At 68.2% G+C, this 18,761-nt stretch carries 17 protein-coding genes; 7 read left to right on the top strand and 10 right to left on the bottom strand.

Annotation, left to right across the window (positions count from 1 at the left end; genetic code table 11):
* Nucleotides 1–42: 42 nt before the first annotated feature.
* Entirely contained in the window at nt 43–1,437 is a 1,395-nt protein-coding gene (locus P0Y41_RS02200; protein ID WP_284062377.1) for an NAD(P)/FAD-dependent oxidoreductase, read from the bottom strand.
* 117 nt (nt 1,438–1,554) lie between these two features.
* Here P0Y41_RS02200 and P0Y41_RS02195 point away from each other — a divergent pair, with 117 nt between their 5' ends.
* A complete protein-coding gene (locus P0Y41_RS02195) occupies nt 1,555–2,562 on the top strand; it encodes a zinc-dependent metalloprotease (RefSeq protein WP_284062376.1) in 1,008 nt (335 codons plus the stop codon).
* 31 nt (nt 2,563–2,593) lie between these two features.
* Here P0Y41_RS02195 and P0Y41_RS02190 read toward each other — a convergent pair whose 3' ends face one another.
* Nucleotides 2,594–2,815, bottom strand: a complete 222-nt coding sequence (locus P0Y41_RS02190; protein WP_284062375.1) for a DUF8527 family protein — start codon at nt 2,813–2,815, stop codon at nt 2,594–2,596.
* Nucleotides 2,815–3,207 carry a nuclear transport factor 2 family protein gene (locus P0Y41_RS02185; RefSeq protein ID WP_284062374.1) on the bottom strand — a complete coding sequence of 131 codons (393 nt, stop codon included), beginning with the start codon at nt 3,205–3,207 and terminating at the stop codon, nt 2,815–2,817. The genes P0Y41_RS02190 and P0Y41_RS02185 overlap by 1 nt, the downstream gene beginning before the upstream one ends.
* Before the next feature lie 92 nt (nt 3,208–3,299).
* On the opposite strand from P0Y41_RS02185, the gene P0Y41_RS02180 reads away from it, so the two are divergent.
* Nucleotides 3,300–3,689 (top strand): DUF7969 family protein, encoded by a 390-nt coding sequence (locus P0Y41_RS02180; protein WP_284062373.1) that lies wholly within the window; start codon nt 3,300–3,302, stop codon nt 3,687–3,689.
* A gap of 198 nt (nt 3,690–3,887) precedes the next feature.
* Here the strand turns inward: P0Y41_RS02180 and P0Y41_RS02175 are convergent, their stop codons facing one another.
* The 4 genes from P0Y41_RS02175 to P0Y41_RS02160 form a co-directional block, all read right to left on the bottom strand.
* A complete protein-coding gene (locus tag P0Y41_RS02175) occupies nt 3,888–5,405 on the bottom strand; it encodes an RtcB family protein (RefSeq protein ID WP_284062372.1) in 1,518 nt (505 codons plus the stop codon).
* A gap of 132 nt (nt 5,406–5,537) precedes the next feature.
* A complete protein-coding gene (locus P0Y41_RS02170) occupies nt 5,538–6,671 on the bottom strand; it encodes a DoxX family protein (protein WP_284062371.1) in 1,134 nt (377 codons plus the stop codon).
* A 70-nt stretch (nt 6,672–6,741) separates the two neighbouring features.
* Complete coding sequence (locus tag P0Y41_RS02165; protein WP_284063442.1) at nt 6,742–7,092, bottom strand: archease; 351 nt, start codon at nt 7,090–7,092, stop codon at nt 6,742–6,744.
* Nucleotides 7,093–7,260: 168 nt separating this feature from the next.
* Nucleotides 7,261–8,343: a DUF502 domain-containing protein gene (locus P0Y41_RS02160; protein WP_284062370.1), complete on the bottom strand. Its 1,083-nt coding sequence runs from the start codon at nt 8,341–8,343 to the stop codon at nt 7,261–7,263.
* 210 nt (nt 8,344–8,553) lie between these two features.
* Here P0Y41_RS02160 and P0Y41_RS02155 point away from each other — a divergent pair, with 210 nt between their 5' ends.
* Nucleotides 8,554–9,027, top strand: coding sequence for a GNAT family N-acetyltransferase (locus P0Y41_RS02155; protein WP_284062369.1), 474 nt, complete (start codon nt 8,554–8,556; stop codon nt 9,025–9,027).
* Between the two features lie 434 nt (nt 9,028–9,461).
* On the opposite strand, the gene P0Y41_RS02150 is transcribed toward P0Y41_RS02155, so the two are convergent.
* Nucleotides 9,462–10,574: a pyridoxal-phosphate-dependent aminotransferase family protein gene (locus P0Y41_RS02150; protein ID WP_284062368.1), complete on the bottom strand. Its 1,113-nt coding sequence runs from the start codon at nt 10,572–10,574 to the stop codon at nt 9,462–9,464.
* A gap of 189 nt (nt 10,575–10,763) precedes the next feature.
* Here P0Y41_RS02150 and P0Y41_RS02145 point away from each other — a divergent pair, with 189 nt between their 5' ends.
* Nucleotides 10,764–11,954, top strand: coding sequence for a cystathionine gamma-synthase (locus P0Y41_RS02145; protein ID WP_284062367.1), 1,191 nt, complete (start codon nt 10,764–10,766; stop codon nt 11,952–11,954).
* A 193-nt stretch (nt 11,955–12,147) separates the two neighbouring features.
* Nucleotides 12,148–13,188 carry an aspartate-semialdehyde dehydrogenase gene (gene asd / locus P0Y41_RS02140; RefSeq protein ID WP_284062366.1) on the top strand — a complete coding sequence of 347 codons (1,041 nt, stop codon included), beginning with the start codon at nt 12,148–12,150 and terminating at the stop codon, nt 13,186–13,188.
* Nucleotides 13,189–13,228: 40 nt separating this feature from the next.
* Here asd and P0Y41_RS02135 read toward each other — a convergent pair whose 3' ends face one another.
* Nucleotides 13,229–16,303 carry an FAD-binding and (Fe-S)-binding domain-containing protein gene (locus tag P0Y41_RS02135; protein ID WP_284062365.1) on the bottom strand — a complete coding sequence of 1,025 codons (3,075 nt, stop codon included), beginning with the start codon at nt 16,301–16,303 and terminating at the stop codon, nt 13,229–13,231.
* A 170-nt stretch (nt 16,304–16,473) separates the two neighbouring features.
* On the opposite strand from P0Y41_RS02135, the gene P0Y41_RS02130 reads away from it, so the two are divergent.
* Together P0Y41_RS02130 and aceB are read left to right on the top strand one after the other, a co-directional pair.
* Nucleotides 16,474–16,845, top strand: coding sequence for a VOC family protein (locus tag P0Y41_RS02130; protein WP_284062364.1), 372 nt, complete (start codon nt 16,474–16,476; stop codon nt 16,843–16,845).
* A 97-nt stretch (nt 16,846–16,942) separates the two neighbouring features.
* Nucleotides 16,943–18,247 (top strand): malate synthase AceB, encoded by a 1,305-nt coding sequence (gene aceB / locus P0Y41_RS02125; RefSeq protein ID WP_284062363.1) that lies wholly within the window; start codon nt 16,943–16,945, stop codon nt 18,245–18,247.
* An 82-nt stretch (nt 18,248–18,329) separates the two neighbouring features.
* Here aceB and P0Y41_RS02120 read toward each other — a convergent pair whose 3' ends face one another.
* Nucleotides 18,330–18,704: a CBS domain-containing protein gene (locus tag P0Y41_RS02120; RefSeq protein WP_284062362.1), complete on the bottom strand. Its 375-nt coding sequence runs from the start codon at nt 18,702–18,704 to the stop codon at nt 18,330–18,332.
* Nucleotides 18,705–18,761: the final 57 nt, after the last annotated feature.

Genomic DNA, 18,761 nt, shown 5'->3' with positions numbered 1-18,761 from the left:
AGCGGAACGCGCTGCGACCGTCGACGCCGCCGACGCCGCGACTCAGTACGCGTACTCGTCTTCGGTCAACTGGACGTACCGCCCGTCGCGGTGCCGCCACTTGATCCACTGGTAGCGGAGGAGGAGCTTCGCTGCGCCCCAGCCCGCGCCGAACTTCTGTTCGAACATCCCGAGTCCCTTCTCTCCGGCGAGCATCTCCCGGCCGATCTGGAACGTGTCGTCCCAGTCGTCGGGGCCGTAGCCGCGACACAGCTCCGCGAGCGCGACGTTGCGAAGCAGTTCGTCGCCGATCGCCTCGTGCCAGCGCTCGTTGTAGTCGCTCACGTCACCCCCGGCGGCCAACTCGCCGGCGATGGCGCCCGTTCGGACGGCGACGTGGTCGCCGCCCTCGTGGAACGCGCTCGTGGTCCCCATCGCGCCCCCGGCGACGCAAACCCCGGCCTCGACGGGGCTCTCGATCGGGTTCGTCGAGGAGATCGGGTACGTCTCCGTCCCCTTCCGCTTGCCGGCGTCCTCGACGAGCGGGAAGTCCTCCTCGATGTCGTACTCGTCGCCCCACTCGCGCTCGAGGATCCGGCGGACGTACTCCTTGCCCGACGGAACTCGCTCGTCGTCCTCGCGGATGAGTTCGTACTGCTCTCTGTCTTCGACCTCGTCCAGGTCCAAGCCGATGGGCATCGTCAGCCCGACGCGACAGACGCGGTCGGCGTTCGGGAACACCCACGGATAGGCGGTGTGGCCGGGCATGACGCCCCACCAGAACGTTATCGCGCCGTCGACCTCGTCGTACACTTCCTGCGGGAACTCCCGGTACTCCTGATAGGCGATGTGGTTCGCTCTCGTCGAGGCCAGCCGCTCGGAGGCCTTGTGACCCTCTGGGAGGAATCGGTCGAGGACGCGGTTCGTCACCGTCCGCTGGGGACCGTCCGCGAGCACGAGGAAGTCGGCGCCGACCTCGTCGCCGCCGGCGATCGACACCACGTGTCGGGGGTCGTCGCCGCCGACACCCGCGGACAGGTCCGTCTGCACGTCCTTCACGGATGCCTCGACGCGGTACTCGGCGCCGGCGTCCTCCGCGCGGTCGCGCATGAAGTCGTCGAAGCGCGCCCGGTGCATCGTGTAGCCGAAGCTGTCGTAGCTCGATTCGATGCCGGTCGAGCGGAGGGTACACGCCTCGTTGGGGCCGACGAACTCCGCGCGGTCGAGTTCGTCTTGGATGACGCCCTCGGGGAACTCGTCGGGGTGGATCCCCATGATGTCCACCCAGTAGTCTAAGATCCCGGCGGCGTCCGTCGAGTCCGGGCCGAGGCGGTCGCGATCCTCCCGTGGAACGCCCTTCTCAAAGACGAGGGCGTCGGCCCCGCGGGAGGCGGCGGCGTGTGCGGCGGCCGATCCCGCCGGTCCGCCGCCGATGACGGCGACGTCGACTCGTTGCATGCTCCGATCGGACCGCGGAGCGCTCTTAAATCGCCCGAACCGTACCAGCGCGGACCGGCGGTCGGGCCCGTTCGAGACCGGGGGAAGGCCTATCCCGCCGGACGGCGCAGGTCTCGTATGGATCTCTCGCGGAGCGTCCGCGCGATCGCCGACGCGGCCGACGCCTCCGACGGCGCCATCGATTGGGACGCCGTCGCGGAGGCGGCCAAAGGCGGCTGTGAGCCGGGCGACCTCCGGATAGAGCCGGCAGAGCGCGCGGCGTTCGCCGACGACGTGCGCGCCGCCCGCGACGGGCTCCGAGAAGCCTCGGGCGTCGACTTCGATCTCCCCGGTAGTATCGAGGTGCAGCACCGCCATCACTGGATCGACGCGAACGTCGACACCTTCAGGCGGGTGCTTCGCCCGCTGGAGGACACCGCGACCGGCGGCGGTGTCGTTCCGGGCGTCGCCCGCTCGCTGAACACCGGTACGATGGCCGTGACGGTCGCGTTCCTCGCGCGCAACGTCCTCGGACAGTACGACCCGCTGTTGCTCGCGGAGGCCGAGCCCGAGGATCACGGGCTCTACTTCGTTCGGCCGAACATCCAGCAGGCGGCGATCGACCTGAACGTCGGCTACCCGCGGTTCCGCCGCTGGATCGCGTTCCACGAGGTCGCTCACGCCGCGGAGTTCGCGGCGGCGCCGTGGCTGCCGGGGTATCTCGAGGCCCGCCTCGAAGACGGAATCGCCTCCGTCACCGACGAGTCGTCGCTGCTCGAACTCGCCCGTCCCGGTCGCGACGGCACCGGTCCGATGGACTCCTTCGCCGAACTTAACACGGCGATGACGGCCGTCGAGGGGTACGCCGAGCTCCTCATGGACCGCGCGTTCGACGACGAGTACGACGACTTGCGTGCCAAACTCGACGCGCGCCGGCAAGGCGGCGACCCCATCACAAACCTGTTCAAGCGACTGCTAGGCTTCGGCATGAAGCGGCGACAGTACGAGAGGGGTGCTGCGTTCTTCGCGGCCGTCGCGGACCGGAGGGATCTCCGAACCGCCTCCTTGGTGTGGGAGCGACCGGAGAACCTCCCGACCGACGCGGAACTCGACGACCCCGACGCCTGGGTCCAGCGGATCGCGTAGTCGCCGACCGATCCTCGATGCGTCGGACCGGTTACCGCTTCGGCGAGAACTCTTTGAGCGTCCGAACGACGAACCACGTCAGGCCCGCTCCGATGCCGAGCGAGACGCCGACTGCGGCGGCGATCTGCGCGGGCGTCGGGTCCGCCTGGAGCGACACGAGTCCGCCGGAGAGCCCGATCAGGAGAACCAACCCGATCTTGAGCCGCCGGTTCGTCGCGTCGCGCTTCTCCTTCGTGATGCTCGGACCGACCATCAGCGATCGACGCCCTCGTCGAGGTCAGTCGCAGCCGAGACGTGCATCCCCGCGAAGGCCCACCCCTCGTCGCTCGGGAGCAGCGTCCCGCTCCAGCGCGTCTCGAACGAGCGGTCGGCGAACGCCTCGGCGTCGTACCACGACAGCGACACCGCGTCCGCGACCGCGGCGCCTCCGTCGCGTTCGACGACCTCAAGATCGCTGCTCTCGACGACCCAGTCCTCGGTCGTGCGCGTCTGCTCGCGCAGGGCGTTTGCGATCTCGGCGTACCCCACGAGCCGTTCGCTGATCCCCGCTTTCACGGTCGCCGGCGACTCGACGAAAAACGGCGCGAGCGCGTCGCCCGCGCGGAGGGCGTCGTAGTACGACCCAACCGTCTCCTCGGGTGTCATTAGATCCTGACTCGTGGGCCGGGGGCTTGAACTCCGCGCTCCCAGCGCCAACCGCCGACGGAGGCAAGTGCCGTCGGCCCCTCCCTCCGGGTATGAGCTACCCGGTCACCTACTACTGTCCCCACTGTGGAACCCTCGTCGAACTGGAGCGCGACGGCTACCTGTCGGACAAGGCCGTCACACCGTACCCGTTCGAGGGGTGGGAGTACGCCGCGCCCGGCGAGCCGTTCGAGAACGGCGCTGCCGACGGCGTCGCGCTCGTCTGTGGCGAGGCCCCGCCGCCGGCAGACGACGCCGCCGAGGGCTGCGGAGAGCGATTCTACCTCTCGTTCATCCGATTCGAGGACGGTCGCGAGATCGACCCGCGACGCGTCGACACCGACGGTGAGCGGGTCGAACTCGCGGAGGGTCGCGGACCGACGGGACCGCGTGGACCCGGCGGCTCCGACGGTCCGTCCGGCCCCACCGGCGGGTTCTACTGAGGCGCCGACACGCGCATCCCGCCGGCAGCCGAGGCGAATCTTCTTGACGGATGACGGGGCCACCGTCGCCGTGTCCTGACGACGGACGCGGCGCGTCCGCGGGTGTGCGACGCAGCGCGCCGCGAGCGGTCGCCGCGTCGCCTGTCTGCCCCGTCACCGCGAGCCGCGCACCGCGACGGCCGGCCCCCGGCGGCGCGGTCACCCCTTGATGTTGCAGACGGGGAAGGTGCGCGCGACCTTGTCGCCGATGCCGAGCGCGTCGCTCACGCGGACGACCTCGTCGACGTCCTTGTACACGCCGGGCGCCTCCTCGGCGACCGTTGCCCCCGACTGCGCCTTCACGTAGATGTGGTCCTGATCGCGGAGTTCGTCCTGAACAGTCTCCCCCCAGTACTCCTGCTTTGCGGCCGTTCGACTCATTACGCGTCCGGCGCCGTGGGCCGTCGAGCCGAAGGTCTGCGCGAGCGACTCGTCGCCGCCGACGAGTACGTAGCTGCCGGCCCCCATGCTCCCGGGGATGATCACCGGCTGCCCCACGTCGCGGTAGGCGGCGGGCACTTCCTCTCGTCCGGCCGGGAACGCGCGCGTCGCCCCCTTGCGGTGGACGTACAGTTCCCGCTCCTCGTGGTCGACTGCGTCCTCAGTGGGAACAGCGGTGCCGTCGGCGTCGATGCCGACCTCGTGGACCTCCCGTTTCGCGATGTTGTGCGCGACGTCGTACAAGAGCTCCATCCCGAGTTCGTCGGCGTCCGCGCGGAACACCCGCTCGAACACGCGGCGCGTGCGGTGGGTGATGAGCTGCCGGTTCACCCACGCGAAGTTGATCGCCGCGCACATGGCGCCGTAGTACTCGTCTGCCAACTCTGAGCCGGCGGGCGCGGCCGCCAGCTCCTTGTCGGGGAGCTGTTCGAGTAGGTCGCCGTGCCGCTTCTCGATCGCCCGGAGGTAGTCCGTGCACACCTGGTGGCCGAGGCCGCGCGAGCCGCAGTGGATCAGGACGACGATCTGATCCTCGGTGAGCCCGAACGAGTCGGCGACGCCCTCGTCGAATACGTCCGTCACGCGCTGGACCTCGAGAAAGTGGTTCCCCGAGCCGAGGCTCCCGAGCTGGTTCCGGCCGCGGTCCTTCGCCTTTTGGGAGACGAACTCGGGTCGCGCGTCCGGCCGCCGGCCTTCGTCCTCGCAGTGAGCCAGGTCGTCTGCGGTCGCGTACCCCTCCTCGAGCGCCCACTCCATCCCACGTTCGAGCACCGCTTCGACGGTGTCGGCGTCGCCGTCGACGATCCCGCCGCCGCCGAGCCCCGAGGGGACGTTCGCGAAGAGGCTCTCGACGAGCTCCTCCTCGTGGCCTCGGATGTCGTCGTAGGTGAGGTCCGTCCGGATCATCCGGACGCCGCAGTTGATGTCGTACCCGACCGCTCCGGGCGAAATACACCCGTCGGTGGTGTCAGTCGCGCCGACGCCGCCCACGGGAAAGCCGTACCCCTGGTGACCGTCGGGCATGCACGCGGCGTACGTCGTGATCCCCGGCAGGTGTGTCGCGTTACGGAGCTGCTGAAGCGTCTTGTCGTCTGCGATCTGTTCGAGGAGCGCGTCGCTCGCGAGCACGCGGGCCGGGGCGTTCATCTCCCCCGCCTGGGGAATCTCCCAGACGAACTCCCGGACCTTCCGGAGTTCGATCCCGTCGTACTCTCGGGTCTCGGCTGTCTCTGTCATGGCCGTAGCTCCAATCGGCGGACGGAATAGCGTTACTACCGGTCGGTTCCGTCGTCCCCCCGCTCTCGAGATCGGCGTCGCCCCGGCCTCGCCAGACCGCTCGCAGACTCCTTACGCCTTGGACACCCTGTCTCACTCGGACGCGGCGGCCTGCACAGCGTCGGGCCCCATCTCGGGGGCGCCCCGCTCGTTCGGCGACCGGAAGACGGCCGTGTCGATCGAGAACGGCCCTGCGCCGGTGACGAGCAGCACCGACACCAGCCCGAACAGCGAGATGTGCGCGAGTACGGGATCGTCCGCGAGACCGAACAGCGTGGTGGTAAACACGACGAACGCCGCGGCGGAGGTGGCGCGCGTGAACAGGCCGACGACGAGGAGCACGCCGAGGAACAGTTCTGTGACTGCGGCGCCGAGTACCCACAGCTCAGGCGGCACGGGGACCAGCGTCGAGAGCCCGTACTGTTCGACAACCGCGAGGGCCTTCCCGGGCGCGAGTAACTTCTCCGCGAGCGCGAGGTACGCGAAGACAACGCCCATACCCACTCTGATCACCGTCGGAACGAATCGGCGGTACGGGTCGGCAAGCCGCTCGACCGGGACGGCGAGCCGACGGTAGAACGGATCGAATCGGGAGTAGACCGTCTCGTCGTTTGCCGCCATCCGGGCGATGACGTGGTCGGCGCTCGGCCGACCGCCGCCGACGATGACGATCGCGAGGAGGCCGGCGACGTACTCGAAGGCGAAGAACATCGAGGGGTGGAGCGGGAGCAAGACCAGGTACGACGCCAGCGCGACCCCCGCGACGAACCGCGTCGCGAGGCCGAACAGGAGCGCGAACCCGACGGCGACGCCGAACAGTCGGATCGGAACCGCGGTGTCGGCCGTCGTGACGAGCGGCGTGAACAAGTACCCTGCGAACCCGGCGCCGACCATCGGCAGACCGATGCTCAGCCGGAGCAGCCAGGGGAGTAGGTCCGCGTAGTCGACGAGCGCTCTCCGGATGGCGGCCACGTCGGCTCGGAGCGGTCGGAGGCGGAGGTACCCCGCCATCGTTCCGATCACGGCGGCGCCTCCGCCGCCGAGCGCGAGGAGAACAATCGGCTCCGATAGCGCCGACGCCAGGAACGCGACCGGGTCGCCGTTCTCCGCGTCGGTCACGTACTCTACGTGTGCGGTGGCGACGCCCGCCGCGCTTGCGACAAGCGCGACGAGTGCACCGACCCGCGCGGCGACCGCGGTAGCGAACTCCCGGGAACGAAGTCGCATCGTTCCCGTTGCGGGCCGCACAGGTGGTAAATCCTGTGACCGTCTCACATGGCTCCTCGAAGGCCAGTACTCACACGTCGAAGACGACGTACGCGCGCCAGCCGTCCTCGGTTTCCGCAAGGTCCATCTCCGAGTACGTCACCGCCTTCACGTCGCGTGCGGTGACGGCCGACAGCGGGACGCCGCGCGCGCTCGCTTCGACTGCCCACTCGGCTCCCTCCCGCCAAACGGTCGCTCGGTGGTCGACCGGTAGTACTCCGCGGACATCCCGCTCGTAGATGCACTCGTCGAGGTAGTCGAACAACAACGCCTCCAGCGACTCAGCCCGGACCCGCACTGTGAACCGGTCGCCGGTGTCGGGGACCGAATCGCACATCGCCGCGGTCAGCCCCTCCGCGACGGCGGCGAACACCTCACCCAGCGAGTCCGCGGTCGCCGCGACGGCGACGTCTGCAGTGTGCTCACGGAGTTCGAATTGGCCACGGGCGTCGGAACCGGCGTCAGCCCCGCTCGGATCGTCGGCATCGAGAGTTCGGTCGAGTTCGTCGCTCACGGGTTCGATGCCGCGTTCGCGCCGCTGGCTGTTAACCTACTCGTCAGCTCGGTCGCCCCGGTCCCCCTCACCGCTCTGCGATACCGATTCGGGGGTGTCCTCGGTCTCCGCGCGGTCGGCTGCCGGTCTGTCGGCGTCCCGCTCGGGAACCGCTTCGGTCTCATCGGACTCCACCGCGTAGCGACCCGCCTCGCGTGCGGGCGTCGAGGTCGCCTCCGAGTCTCCGTACAGCGAGTACGGCTGTCGATCGTCAACGTCCGCGTTCTCGTCCTGCGTTTCCGGCTCCCGCTGGGCCCGGGTTCTGCGAGCCACATCCGCGGGAGTTTCCGACCGCGCCGGGTCGACTTGGCGGTCCCACTCCTCGTCCCGGTCACCAGCCACCGGGTCGGTGCGTCGGACGTCCGGAGAGTCGGCCTCGGGGTCGAGCCGCTGATCCGCGTGTTCGACGCGCGAGAGCGTCCGGAGCTGTTTGGCCGAGAGTCCGGCATCGGTTCCGCCGGATCCGCTTGATCCGCCAGACACCGCCACACCGCTGGTGACGACTGCACGGAGCCCCTCCTCGACGGTCATGTCGACGTCCATCACGCGGTCGGCGGGCATGTGGACGAGGTGCCCGCCCATCACCGGGTTGGGGGCAAGCGGCAAGAACAGCGTCAGCATCCGGTCGTGTCCGGCCGGTTCGCGGAGGGCGTCCGGCGTCTCTGTCGTGAGGAAGCCGAGCGTATACGCCCCTTCGTGGGGGAACTCCACCAGCTTCACGTCGCGGAAGTTCTGAGCGTCCTCGTTGAGCATCACGTCGGACATCTGGCGGAACGATTCGTAGACGGCGCCGACCCCGGGCACGTGTGCGACCGCGGCGTCGAAGTAGTCCACCGCGACCGCGCCGAAGCGCGTCCCGTTGATGAACAGCCCGATCGTGAGGATGAACGACGCCAACACGACCGGCGTGAGGAGTTCGATGAGCGTCTCCTTCGTCAGGGAGATCCTGACCTCAGCCACGGAGGCGACGTACCGGGTACCCGGGCTGAGATCGAGCACCAGCGTCGAGAACAGGTCGAGGTACTGGTACACGTAGCGGCTGGCGACCGCGAGCACGATGAGCGAGAGTAACAGCGGCACAACCACTGCCACTCCGGTGACGAAGGCGCTCCGAACCGTTCCGGAGACCGAGTCACCGAATCGCCGTGGGGACCAATCCGACACAACCACTCCGAACGGGTGACGGGAATAAAAACGGTGCTGCTCCCGGGACGGACTCGCGAGCGCACGTTCGGCGGAGATTCCCGGCGACGGTGGAGTTAAATGCGCTTCAGCAGTAGTACCTGCTGCGTGAGCGTCAACGTCGAGAAGCGTATGGACCCCCCCGGGGACGCAGCCCACGCCGAGGCCGCCTGGGCGCTGAAAGAAGAGATCCGCGAGCGCGACGGCGTCCTCAAGCAGCGGCGCGGCTTCTTCATGAACGCCTACAAGCGAGCGGAGTGCCATCTCCTGGTCGAGGACGACGACCTCGCCGGTTTCGCGGCCGCGCGCCGCGACGGCTACATCCTGTTTCTCGCCATCGCACCGCGGGTTCGGGGGCGTGGATACGGGGAACGACTCGTCGCCGAGGTCGCCGAGGGAAACCGCTCGGTGTCGTGTCACGCGCGGACGACGAACGAGGCGGCGCTGGACTTCTACGAGCACATCGGCTTTCAGATCGTCCGCCGAATCGAGAACTACTACGAGGACGGCGGCGACGCCTTCTACCTGAAGTTGGGCGACGACTCCTCGCTCAGAGACCGACTCTCATCGTTCCTCCGGTAGCGGTTTGTACCGCCACCCCATAGCTGCGTCTGCGCGCCTTTAGTCCCCGCCCCAGTAGACCCGCCAGGGTGCGATGACGGTGCGGAGAACCCGGGCGCGCGACACACGGCCCGCCGCGAGCCGCGATCGCGGACGCCCGGCACGAGGGTTTACCGGCCGACGCGGCACGCCGCCACGGGATGACGCCGGCTCGTTAGTGTTCCGGGCGACACTCCACGTCGCGAGCGACGGCGCCGGCGCGCACCACCGACCGCTCCGGTTGATTTTGTTGACACTGCCCGGTTCGGTGGCGCGTATTGCCCTCGGCATCACGGGTGACACGGCGGTCGTCGCCGCATCGAGCAGTGGACTCGAGTGGATCGGCCGCCGGCCTGCTTTGGTCTGCCTGCCGTACGTGGACGGCGAGGGGGTGAGCGTCGCCGCGAGCGGTGCCGTTACAGGCCCGCTACGTCTTCGATGGCGTCGGTCAACTCTACGATCGACTCTACGTCGTGCTCTCCCATGTGGCCGATGCGGAACGTCTTCTCGCCGAGCTGCGAGCCGTAGCCGTTCGAAAAGACCATGTCGTACTCCTCGCTCACTTGCTCGATGGTCGCCGCCACGTCGATCCCCCGGCTGTTCTCGATGCACGCGACCGTCTGCGACTCGTATCCCTCCTCGGGGAACATGTCGAAGTGGTCGCCCGCCCACTCGCGGGTGTACTCGGCCATCTCGCGGTGACGGTCGCTGCGACCCTCGTGGCCCTCCTCCAGCATGTACTTCATCTGTTTGCGGTAGGCCAACATGATCGGGATCGCGGGCGTGGAGTGAGTCTGCCCCTTTCGGTCGTAGTAGTCGAGCGCGCGCTGGAAGCCGCCGTACCACGAGGCGGAGTCCTTCTGCACCTCCCGCTCGTACGCCTCGTCGCTGACGACACACACCGCGAGGCCCGGCGGCATCGCGAACGCCTTCTGCGTCGACGCGAAGATCACGTCGATGCCGTGGGCGTCGATGTCGACGTAGTCGCCGCCGAGCGCGGAGACCGCGTCGACGACGAAGTAGGTGTCCGGGTACTCGTCGACTACGTCGCCGATCTCCTCGATCGGGTTGCGGACGCCGGTCGAACTCTCGTTCATCACGGTCGCGACCACGTCGTAGTCTGTGTCGCTCGTTTCGAGGTGCTCGCGGATGTCCTGGGGCTTGATCGCCTCCCCCCACTCGTACTCGAGGCGGTCGACGTTCTTCCCGAGGCGCTCGGCGACGTTGGCGTGACGCTCGCTGAAACTCCCGCAGGTGGGGACGAGGATGTTCTCGTCGACGAGGTTGAGCGTCGACGCCTCCCAGAACTCCGTCCCGGAAGCGGTGAGGATCATCACCTCGTTGTCGGTGCCGAGGAACTCCTTGGTGTCCTCGACGATGGTCGTGTAGAGGTCCGTCATCCGGTCCATCCGGTGGCCGAACACCGGCTGGGCCATCTCCTGGATCACGTCCTCGCGGACCTCGGTCGGCCCGGGGATGTACAGCGTCTTCTCGGGATAGTCGTCCGTGTACTCGTGTTTCTCGGTCACGAAATCACCTGTTACCCGTGGCTGGGGGTCCGGACGGCAAGGTGTTTGTGATTCCCCCAACGACGGCACGAGGCGAGACTCCAGGCCGGACGGCTTCGGTCGTCGGGCCGAACGAGTTCGCTGTCTGCCCGCGGAGTAGACGGACGCGGGAATGGCAAGAATCACACCGACCGGAACCGTCGACCCGGTATGACCGACCGCGACGACGACGGCGACACCGACGAGAGCCGGTTCCGAATCGAGACGACCGCGATCCACGCGGGCCAACAGCCCGACCCCGAGACGGGCGCGCTGATGACGCCCATCTACGCCAACTCCACGTACGAGCAGGACGGCCCCGGCGACCACCGCGGCTACGAGTACAGCCGCACCGGCAACCCCACCCGGACGGACCTGGAAGCGAACCTCGCGGCGCTGGAGAACGGGGAGTACGGCCGCGCGTTCTCCTCGGGCATGGGGGCGATCAACACCGTGCTCAATCTGCTCTCGGCGGGAGACCACGTCGTCACCGGCGACGACGTCTACGGCGGCACCCACCGCATCTTCACGCAGGTGTACGAGGAGTACGACCTGGAGTTCGACTTCGTCGACACCACCGACCACGACGCCGTCCGCGACGCGATGCGCGAGGAGACGGAACTTCTGTGGGTCGAAACGCCGACGAATCCGCTCATGCGCGTCAACGACATCGACGCGCTCGCGGACATCGCCAGCGAGCACGACGCGCTTTGTGCCGTCGACAACACGTTCGCGACGCCGTACCTTCAGCGGCCGCTGGAGCACGGCGCTGACATCGTCTCGCACTCGCTGACGAAGTACCTCGGGGGCCACTCCGACGTGGTCGGCGGCGCGCTCGTCACCGACGACCCCGACCTCGACGAGCGGATCGGGTTCTATCAGAACTCCGTGGGCGCGACGCCGTCGCCGTTCGACTGCTTCCTCGTGCTCCGCGGGACGAAGACCCTCCCCGTGCGGATGGACCGCCACTGCGACAACGCCCGCGACCTGGCGGCGTGGCTCGACGAGCACGACGCGGTCGACCGCGTCTACTACCCCGGGCTCGACTCTCACCCACAGCACGACCTCGCGGCCGAGCAGATGGACGACTTCGGCGGCATGCTCTCGTTCGAGTTCGACGGCACGCTGGAGCAGGCCAGCACCGTCGTCGAGGAGACCGAGGTGTTCACGCTCGCCGAGAGCCTCGGCGGCGTCGAGAGCCTCATCGAGCAGCCCGCGGCGATGACCCACGCCGCCATCCCGGAGGAGGAGCGGGAGGCGGCCGGGCTCACCGACGGACTCATCCGCGTCTCCGTCGGCGTCGAACACGTCGACGACATGACGGCAGACCTGCAGGCGGCGTTCGACGCGGCCACGGAGTAGTCTCGACGCCTGCTCCCGTCCGCGGGGGACGCGAACCGGACCCGACGGCCGACGATCCGTCGTCGTCGCGGGCGAGTATCCGACGAAATCCCGGCGGCTCGGATCCCTGAGCAACGGACCGTGACCGCGGCAATCCTCGCCGCGCTCCCGCGTATCCGAAGGGTCTTATTCGCGTGTGACACAGCGGCACACAATGACTCATCGAGTCGGCATCCTCGGCGCCACCGGCGCCGTGGGCCAACGGTTCATCCAACTGCTCGACGGCCACCCGCAGTTCGAGATCGCGTGTCTGACCGCAAGCGACGCCTCCGCGGGGAAGCCGTACCGCGAGGCGGCCAAGTGGCGCCTCGACACCGCGATCCCGGAGTCGGTGCGCGATATCACGGTCCGCGCGACCAACCCCGCCGAGATCCCCGACGACGTGGACCTGCTGTTCTCGTCGCTCCCCTCCGGCGTCGCCGCGGAGATCGAACCCGACCTCTGTGAGGCGGGCTACGTCGTCTCCTCGAACTCCTCGAACGATCGCATGGCAGAAGACGTACCGCTGACGATCCCCGAGATCAATCCCGACCACCTCGACCTGATCGAGGTCCAGCGGGACGAGCGCGGCTGGGACGGCGCGCTCGTGAAGAACCCCAACTGCTCGACGATCACGATGGTGCCGACGCTCGCGGCGCTCGACGAGTTCGGGCTCGAACGCGCGCAGGTGTCGACGCTGCAGGCGGTGTCGGGCGCCGGCTACGACGGCGTCACATCGATGGAGATCATCGACAACGCCATCCCCCACATCGGCGGGGAAGAAGCGAAGATGGAGACCGAGAGCCGCAAGCTCCTCGGCTCGTTCGACGGCGCCGAACTCAGCCTCCACTCGGCGGAGGTCGCGGCCTCCTGCAACCGGATCCCGACGATCGACGGACATCTAGAGAACGTCTTCGCCGAACTCGCCGACGCTCCGAGCCCCGAAGCGGTCGGGGCGGCGATGGAGTCGTTCCCGAGCGCAGACCTGCCGTCCTCGCCGGAGCAGCTCATTCACGTGTTCGGCGAGGACCAGCCCGAGCGCCCACAGCCCCGGATGGACCGGATGCGCGGCGACGGGATGCAGATCGCCGCCGGCGGCGTCCAGTCGACGCCGGCGGGTGTGAAGTACAACTGTCTCGCTCACAACACGATCCGCGGCGCCGCCGGCGCGTCCGTCCTCAACGGCGAACTGCTGGCGAACGACGGCTGGATCTGAGCCGGGCGGCCGCGAATTCTGACCGTAGCGACCGGACGGGTCAGTCGGCCAGCGCCCTCGCCACCTTCTCGATGGGGTGAGGCGGCTGTTCGTTCGCCCCCTCCCGATCGCCTAACTGCGACCGACAGGAGGCGCCCGGCGCTGTGACGGCGTCGGCGGGACTCTCGTCGACCGCCCCGAACAGCATCGACCCGATCGCCTTCGATAGCTCGTAGTGTTCGGCCTCGTAGCCGAAGCTCCCGGCCATCCCGCAACAGGAGGTGTCCAGCGGGTCGACGTCGTACCCCGCGCGTCTGAGCACGCCGACCGCGTGGTGGTCGGTGTTCACCGACTTCTGGTTGCAGTGGCCGTGGTACGCGATCGACTCGCCAGCCTCCGGCTCCGTCTCGAACGCGATTGCCTCGTCGAGGCGGGCGGTGTCGACGTACTCCAGCACGCCGTAGCTCGCGGTCGACACCGACTCGACCGCGTCGCCATCGAGGAGATCCAGGTACTCGTCCTGGAACATCACCGCGTCCGACGGTTCGACGAACAGGACCGCGTACCCCTCCTCGACGAACGGTTCGAGCCGCTCGACGTTCTCTGCGGCGCGTTTGCGCGCCTTCTCGAGGAAGCCGCTGGAGAAGGCTGCCCGGCCGGAGGGCGCGAGGTCGTCGGGCACGCGGACGTGGACGTTTGCGGCTTCCAGCACTTCGACGGCCGCCATCCCCGCGTCGGGCGTGCTGTAGTTCGTGTAGGTGTCCGGGAACAGGACGACCCGCGCGTCAGCCTCCGCGGCGCTCACCTGCGCGCCGCCGCGGCGTTCCCAGCGCGTGCGGAAGGTGTCGAGCGTGAAGGTGGGCAGTTCGCGCTCGCGAGCGATCCCGAGCGTCTTCTCCAGCACCGTCCGCGCGCCGGGCACCTTCGTCGCCGCGTTGGCGACGGGCGCGAGCGCGCTGCCGATCCGACTCGCCGTCTCGATGTTGGCGAACAGTCGCTCGCGCAGGCTCGCGCCCGCCTCCTCGTGGTGTTCGTGTTTCACCTCGGCCTTCAGCTTCGCCAGGTCGACGCCGGTCGGACAGTCCGACATGCAGCCCTTACAGCCGACGCAGAGGCCGAGCACCTCCTCTTGGAAGCGGTCCGAGTGGACCTCGTCCTCGGAGAGTTCCCCCGATATCGCCGCACGGAGCATGTTCGCGCGCCCTCGCGTCGCCTGGATCTCCTCGCCCGACGCCCGGTAGGTCGGGCACATCACGTCGCCTTCGGTCTCCCGGCAGGTGCCGCAGCCGTTACACAGTTCGACGAGATGCGAGAAGCCGCCCTCATCGGAGAAGTCGATGGCCGTCTGCGGTTCGATCGACCGATAGTCGGCGCCGTACCGGAGGTTCTCTCGCATGTCGGTGTCGGCGGCTGAGTCGGGGTAGCCGCGCTCGCCGGCCGTGTCGCCGTCGACGTAGACGACCTTTCCGGGGTTCATCCGCCAGCCGGGATCGAATGCGGACTTCAGCTCCTGAAACGCGCCCCACAGGTCCTCGCCGTACATCTTCGGGTTGAACTCGGTCCTCGCGAGTCCGTCGCCGTGCTCGCCAGAGAACGCGCCGAAGTGGTCGAGCACGAGGTCTGTCACGTCGTCGGTGATCGAGTGCATCTTCTCGATCCCCTCCCCCTGCTTCAGGTTCAAGATCGGTCGGATGTGCAGGGTCCCGGAGCCGGCGTGTGCGAAGTACGCGGCGGAGGTGTCGTGGTCGGCCAGCACCTCCTCGAACTCGCCGACGTACTCGGCCAACTCCTCGGGCGGCACGGTCGCATCCTCGATGAACGGGTACGGCTTGGGGTCGCCCTGCAGGCTCATCAAGAGGGGAATGGCAGCCTTGCGGAGCTTCCAGAGCTTCTCCTGTTCGTCCGCGTCGTACGCCTCCAGCACGTCGAATGCCGCGCCGTCGGTCACGAACTCGGCGGTGGTGTCGGCGATCGCACCCTCGAAGTCCGGCGCCTCGCCCGACGACTCGCCGTCGGGCGAGTGGGAGACCAACTCGGAGTCCCACTCCAGCATCAGCGCCGCCGCCGCGCCGTCCGGGATCGGTTCCTCGTACTGGGCGTACTCGGTCGACTCCCGGGCCAGCCTGAACACCTCGTCGTCCATCAGCTCCACCGCGCTCACGGGGTACTCCAGCGCGACCGGCACCGCCTCCATCGCGTCGACGAGGTCGTCGAAGCAGTACAGCGCCAGCGCCGTCTCCTCGGGCTTCGTGACCAGCGAGACGGTCGCCTCGACGATCGTCCCGAGGGTGCCCTCGGCGCCGACGAACAGTTTGCTGAGGTTGATCACCTCCTCGCCGTCGTCGGTCTCGTCGATCACCTTGTGGAGGTTGTACCCCGACACCGAGCGCTTGAGGTTCGGGTACTTCTCGTCGATCTCGGCCTCGTTCTCCGCGACGAGCCCCTCGACGGTGCGGTACAGTTCCGCCTCGATCCCCCCGCCCTCGATGATCGCCTCGTGTTCGTCGGAGCCGAGCACGACCTCGCGGGTGTGAATTCTGGTCCCCTCGGCGAGCACCACCTCCAGTTCCTCGGTGTAGGCGTCGGTGATTCCGTAGCGCACCGAGTGCGCCCCAGTGGAGTTGTTGCCGATCCCCCCCACGACGGTGGCGCGCCCAGAGGAGGCGGGGTCCGGGGCGAACTTCAGCCCCTCCTCCGCGAGGCGGGCGTCGAGGTGGTCCTGGACGACTCCCGGCTGGACGGTCGCCTCCTGCGCCTCGCTGTCGACATCGACGATGTCGTCCATGTGACGGGTGGTGTCGATCACGACGCAGCCGGGCCCTACGGTCTGCCCCGCCAACGACGACCCGGTCCCCCGCGGGAGCACCGGCACCCCGTGCTCGGCGGCGACCTCGTGGGTCGCGACCACGTCCTCGGCGTCGCGCGGGCAGACGACCCCCGCGGGCTCGGCCTGATAGATGGAGCCGTCGGTCGCGTACAACACCTGCGCGTACTCGTCGAACTGGACCTCGCCCGCGACCCGATCCCTGAGATCTGCGGCCAGCGCAGCGTACTCCTCCACGTCCGGCCGGTCGTGTCCCAGCGACGCGGCGGACGTATCCCAACGGCGGTCGGCCCCCGGGTCGTGCGTTGCCATGGACAATCCCAAGGAACAATCGTGTAAAAGGCCTTTGTCAACATTTGCCACCCGACGGCTCGATCCCCCTCAGACGGTCGGCCCGACCGAGTCCATCGTGGCCGATATCCCGCCGACGCCCGGTTGCATCGACGCGAACGGTTATGTCGGTGGGTGCGCGGGTGTCACGCATGGCGTTCATTCACGTCTGTCTCAACGTCGCCGACGCCGAGCGCGCGGCCGACTGGTACGCGGAGAACCTCGGCTTCGAGCGCTCGTGGGAGTTCACGACGCCCGACGGAGACACGCGAAACCTCTACGTCGCAGACGGGAACGGCGTCGAACTCCAGTTGGCAGACACCGAGGGAGCCGACGAGTTCGAGGAGGGGACCGCGTACGATCACCTCGCCGTCTCCGTCGACGACGTCGACGCCGCGTTCGAGCGCATCGACCACCACGGCGTCGTGAAGGAACCGGCCGACCAACCCGCGGCGGGCGCGCGAACGGCGTTTCTGAAGGACCCCGACGGGCACACCGTCGAACTGGTCCAGCCGCTGGAGTAGCTCACCAGCCCCCGCGGCGACGGGTATCCACAGCGGGCAATACTGTGTTTAGAACGAACGTTTATGATAGTCCCGGGGGACGGTGAAACCGGTAGACATGAGTGTGCAACGCAATTACGAGCGCGAATTCGTTCGAACGTTCTTCACGTCGCCGACGGCGGTGCAGGGGGAGGACGACTCCGCGAAGATGATCCGAAGCGCCGCGGGGCTTCGCGGTATCCAGGCGCCCGACGTGTGGGTGCCGGACAACGAGGACGCGACGGCGCCGTCCATGCGAGACGAGGGCGCGCAGAACATCATCGACGTGGTCGGCGAACACGGCGCGGAGTTCCCCGGAGAGATCCACCCGCGGGTCGTCTGGCACCGCGACGACGCCGAAAAGCGCCTCGCGGGGTTCGAATACATGCGCGCGATCGCCGACCCCGCGAACGGCGCGGTCGACCACATCGACGGGTTCGTGATCCCGGAGGTCGGCGACATCGACGACTGGAAGAAGGCCGACGAGTGCTTCCAGATGATCGAGGCCGAGCACGGACTGGAGGAGGGGAGTCTCTCGATGTCGGTGATCGTCGAGTCCGGCGAGGCCGAGATCGCCCTCAATCGCGTGCGCGACGAGATGGGCAAGCCCTCGAACACGCTCGAACGCATGTTCCTGCTCGTCGACGGCGAGGTCGACTACACGAAGGACATGCGCGCGATGACGCCGACCGGCGAGCTGCCCGAGTGGCCCGAACTGCGACACAACACCTCCAAGGGGGCCTCCTCGGCCGGCCTCATCGCCGTCGACGGCCCGTACGACAACATCCGCGACGTGGAGGGGTACAAGGAGCGAATGGAGGCGAACCGCGCGAAGGGGATGACGGGCATCTGGTCGCTCACGCCCAAGCAGGTCGAGATCGCGAACACGGAGCCGCTGCCGCCGAAGACCGGCACGTGGCTGCTCGAGGTCGGCGGCGAGGACGTCGAACTCGCGAGCGAGGACGGCCGCGAGGTGTACGACGGCGACGACGTGTCGCTCACTGAGTCGGGAGGCGCGTACGTGCTCGCGATCGATGGCGACGAGCGCGAGCTCGGCGGGGACGAGCTCCGCGAGGCGCTGCTCGACCGCACCTCCTACGTCCCGAGCATGGACGACATCGTCGAGTCGATGGAGGAGTTCGAGGCGGCCAAGGAAGCTGGTAAGGGCGCGATCGCGATGACGCAGTCCGCAACGCTGTCGATCGACGGGGTCGAGATCGACCTCAGTAAGGACCGCATGTGGGACGAGGCGACCTATCAGGCAGCACAGACGCCGATCACGCTGTTCCAAGACGTGTACGAGCACCGACCGGACCAGCACGAGGAGTTGGCCGATATCTACGGCCAGGAAGTCGTCGAGCGCGCGACGCAGGTCGGGAACTGAGCGGCCGACGGCGATCGGACGACCGACCGCGAGCACGCTTCCGTCGGGGTTCTCCGGCCGAACCACCGGCCTTCGCCGACGCCTACGAGAGGTACGCGGTGACGTCGGTCGACGAGATCATCCCGACGTAGTCCCCGTCGACGACGGGGAGGTGTTTGATGCCGTACGTGGTCATCATCTCGGCGACCTCCTGCATGTAGAGGTCAGGCGTGACGGTCTCGACATCGGTCGTCATCACGTCTTCGACCCGGAGCGAGGAGACGTCGCGGCCCTCGGCGACGGCGTCGACGACGTCGGTGTTGCTGACGATGGCGCGCGGCGTGGTCACGACGACGAGCGCGTTGATGTTCTTCGCGCGCATCCGCCGTGCGGCCTCTCGGACCGTCGCGTCCTTCGCGATCGTCTCGAGCGGAGTCGACATCGCTTCCTCGACAGTCGTGTCGGTTCTAGAACTCATACGGTCTGGATCGGGCGGGGGGATTAGGTGTTTTCCCCGGCGTCGGCTTTCGTACGA

It is taken from the genome of Halobaculum halobium, assembly GCF_030127145.1.
Taxonomy (GTDB): Archaea; Halobacteriota; Halobacteria; order Halobacteriales; family Haloferacaceae; genus Halobaculum; species Halobaculum halobium.
The sequence above is the reverse complement of the archived record's forward strand: the minus strand, read 5'-3'. Positions and strand labels throughout refer to the sequence as shown.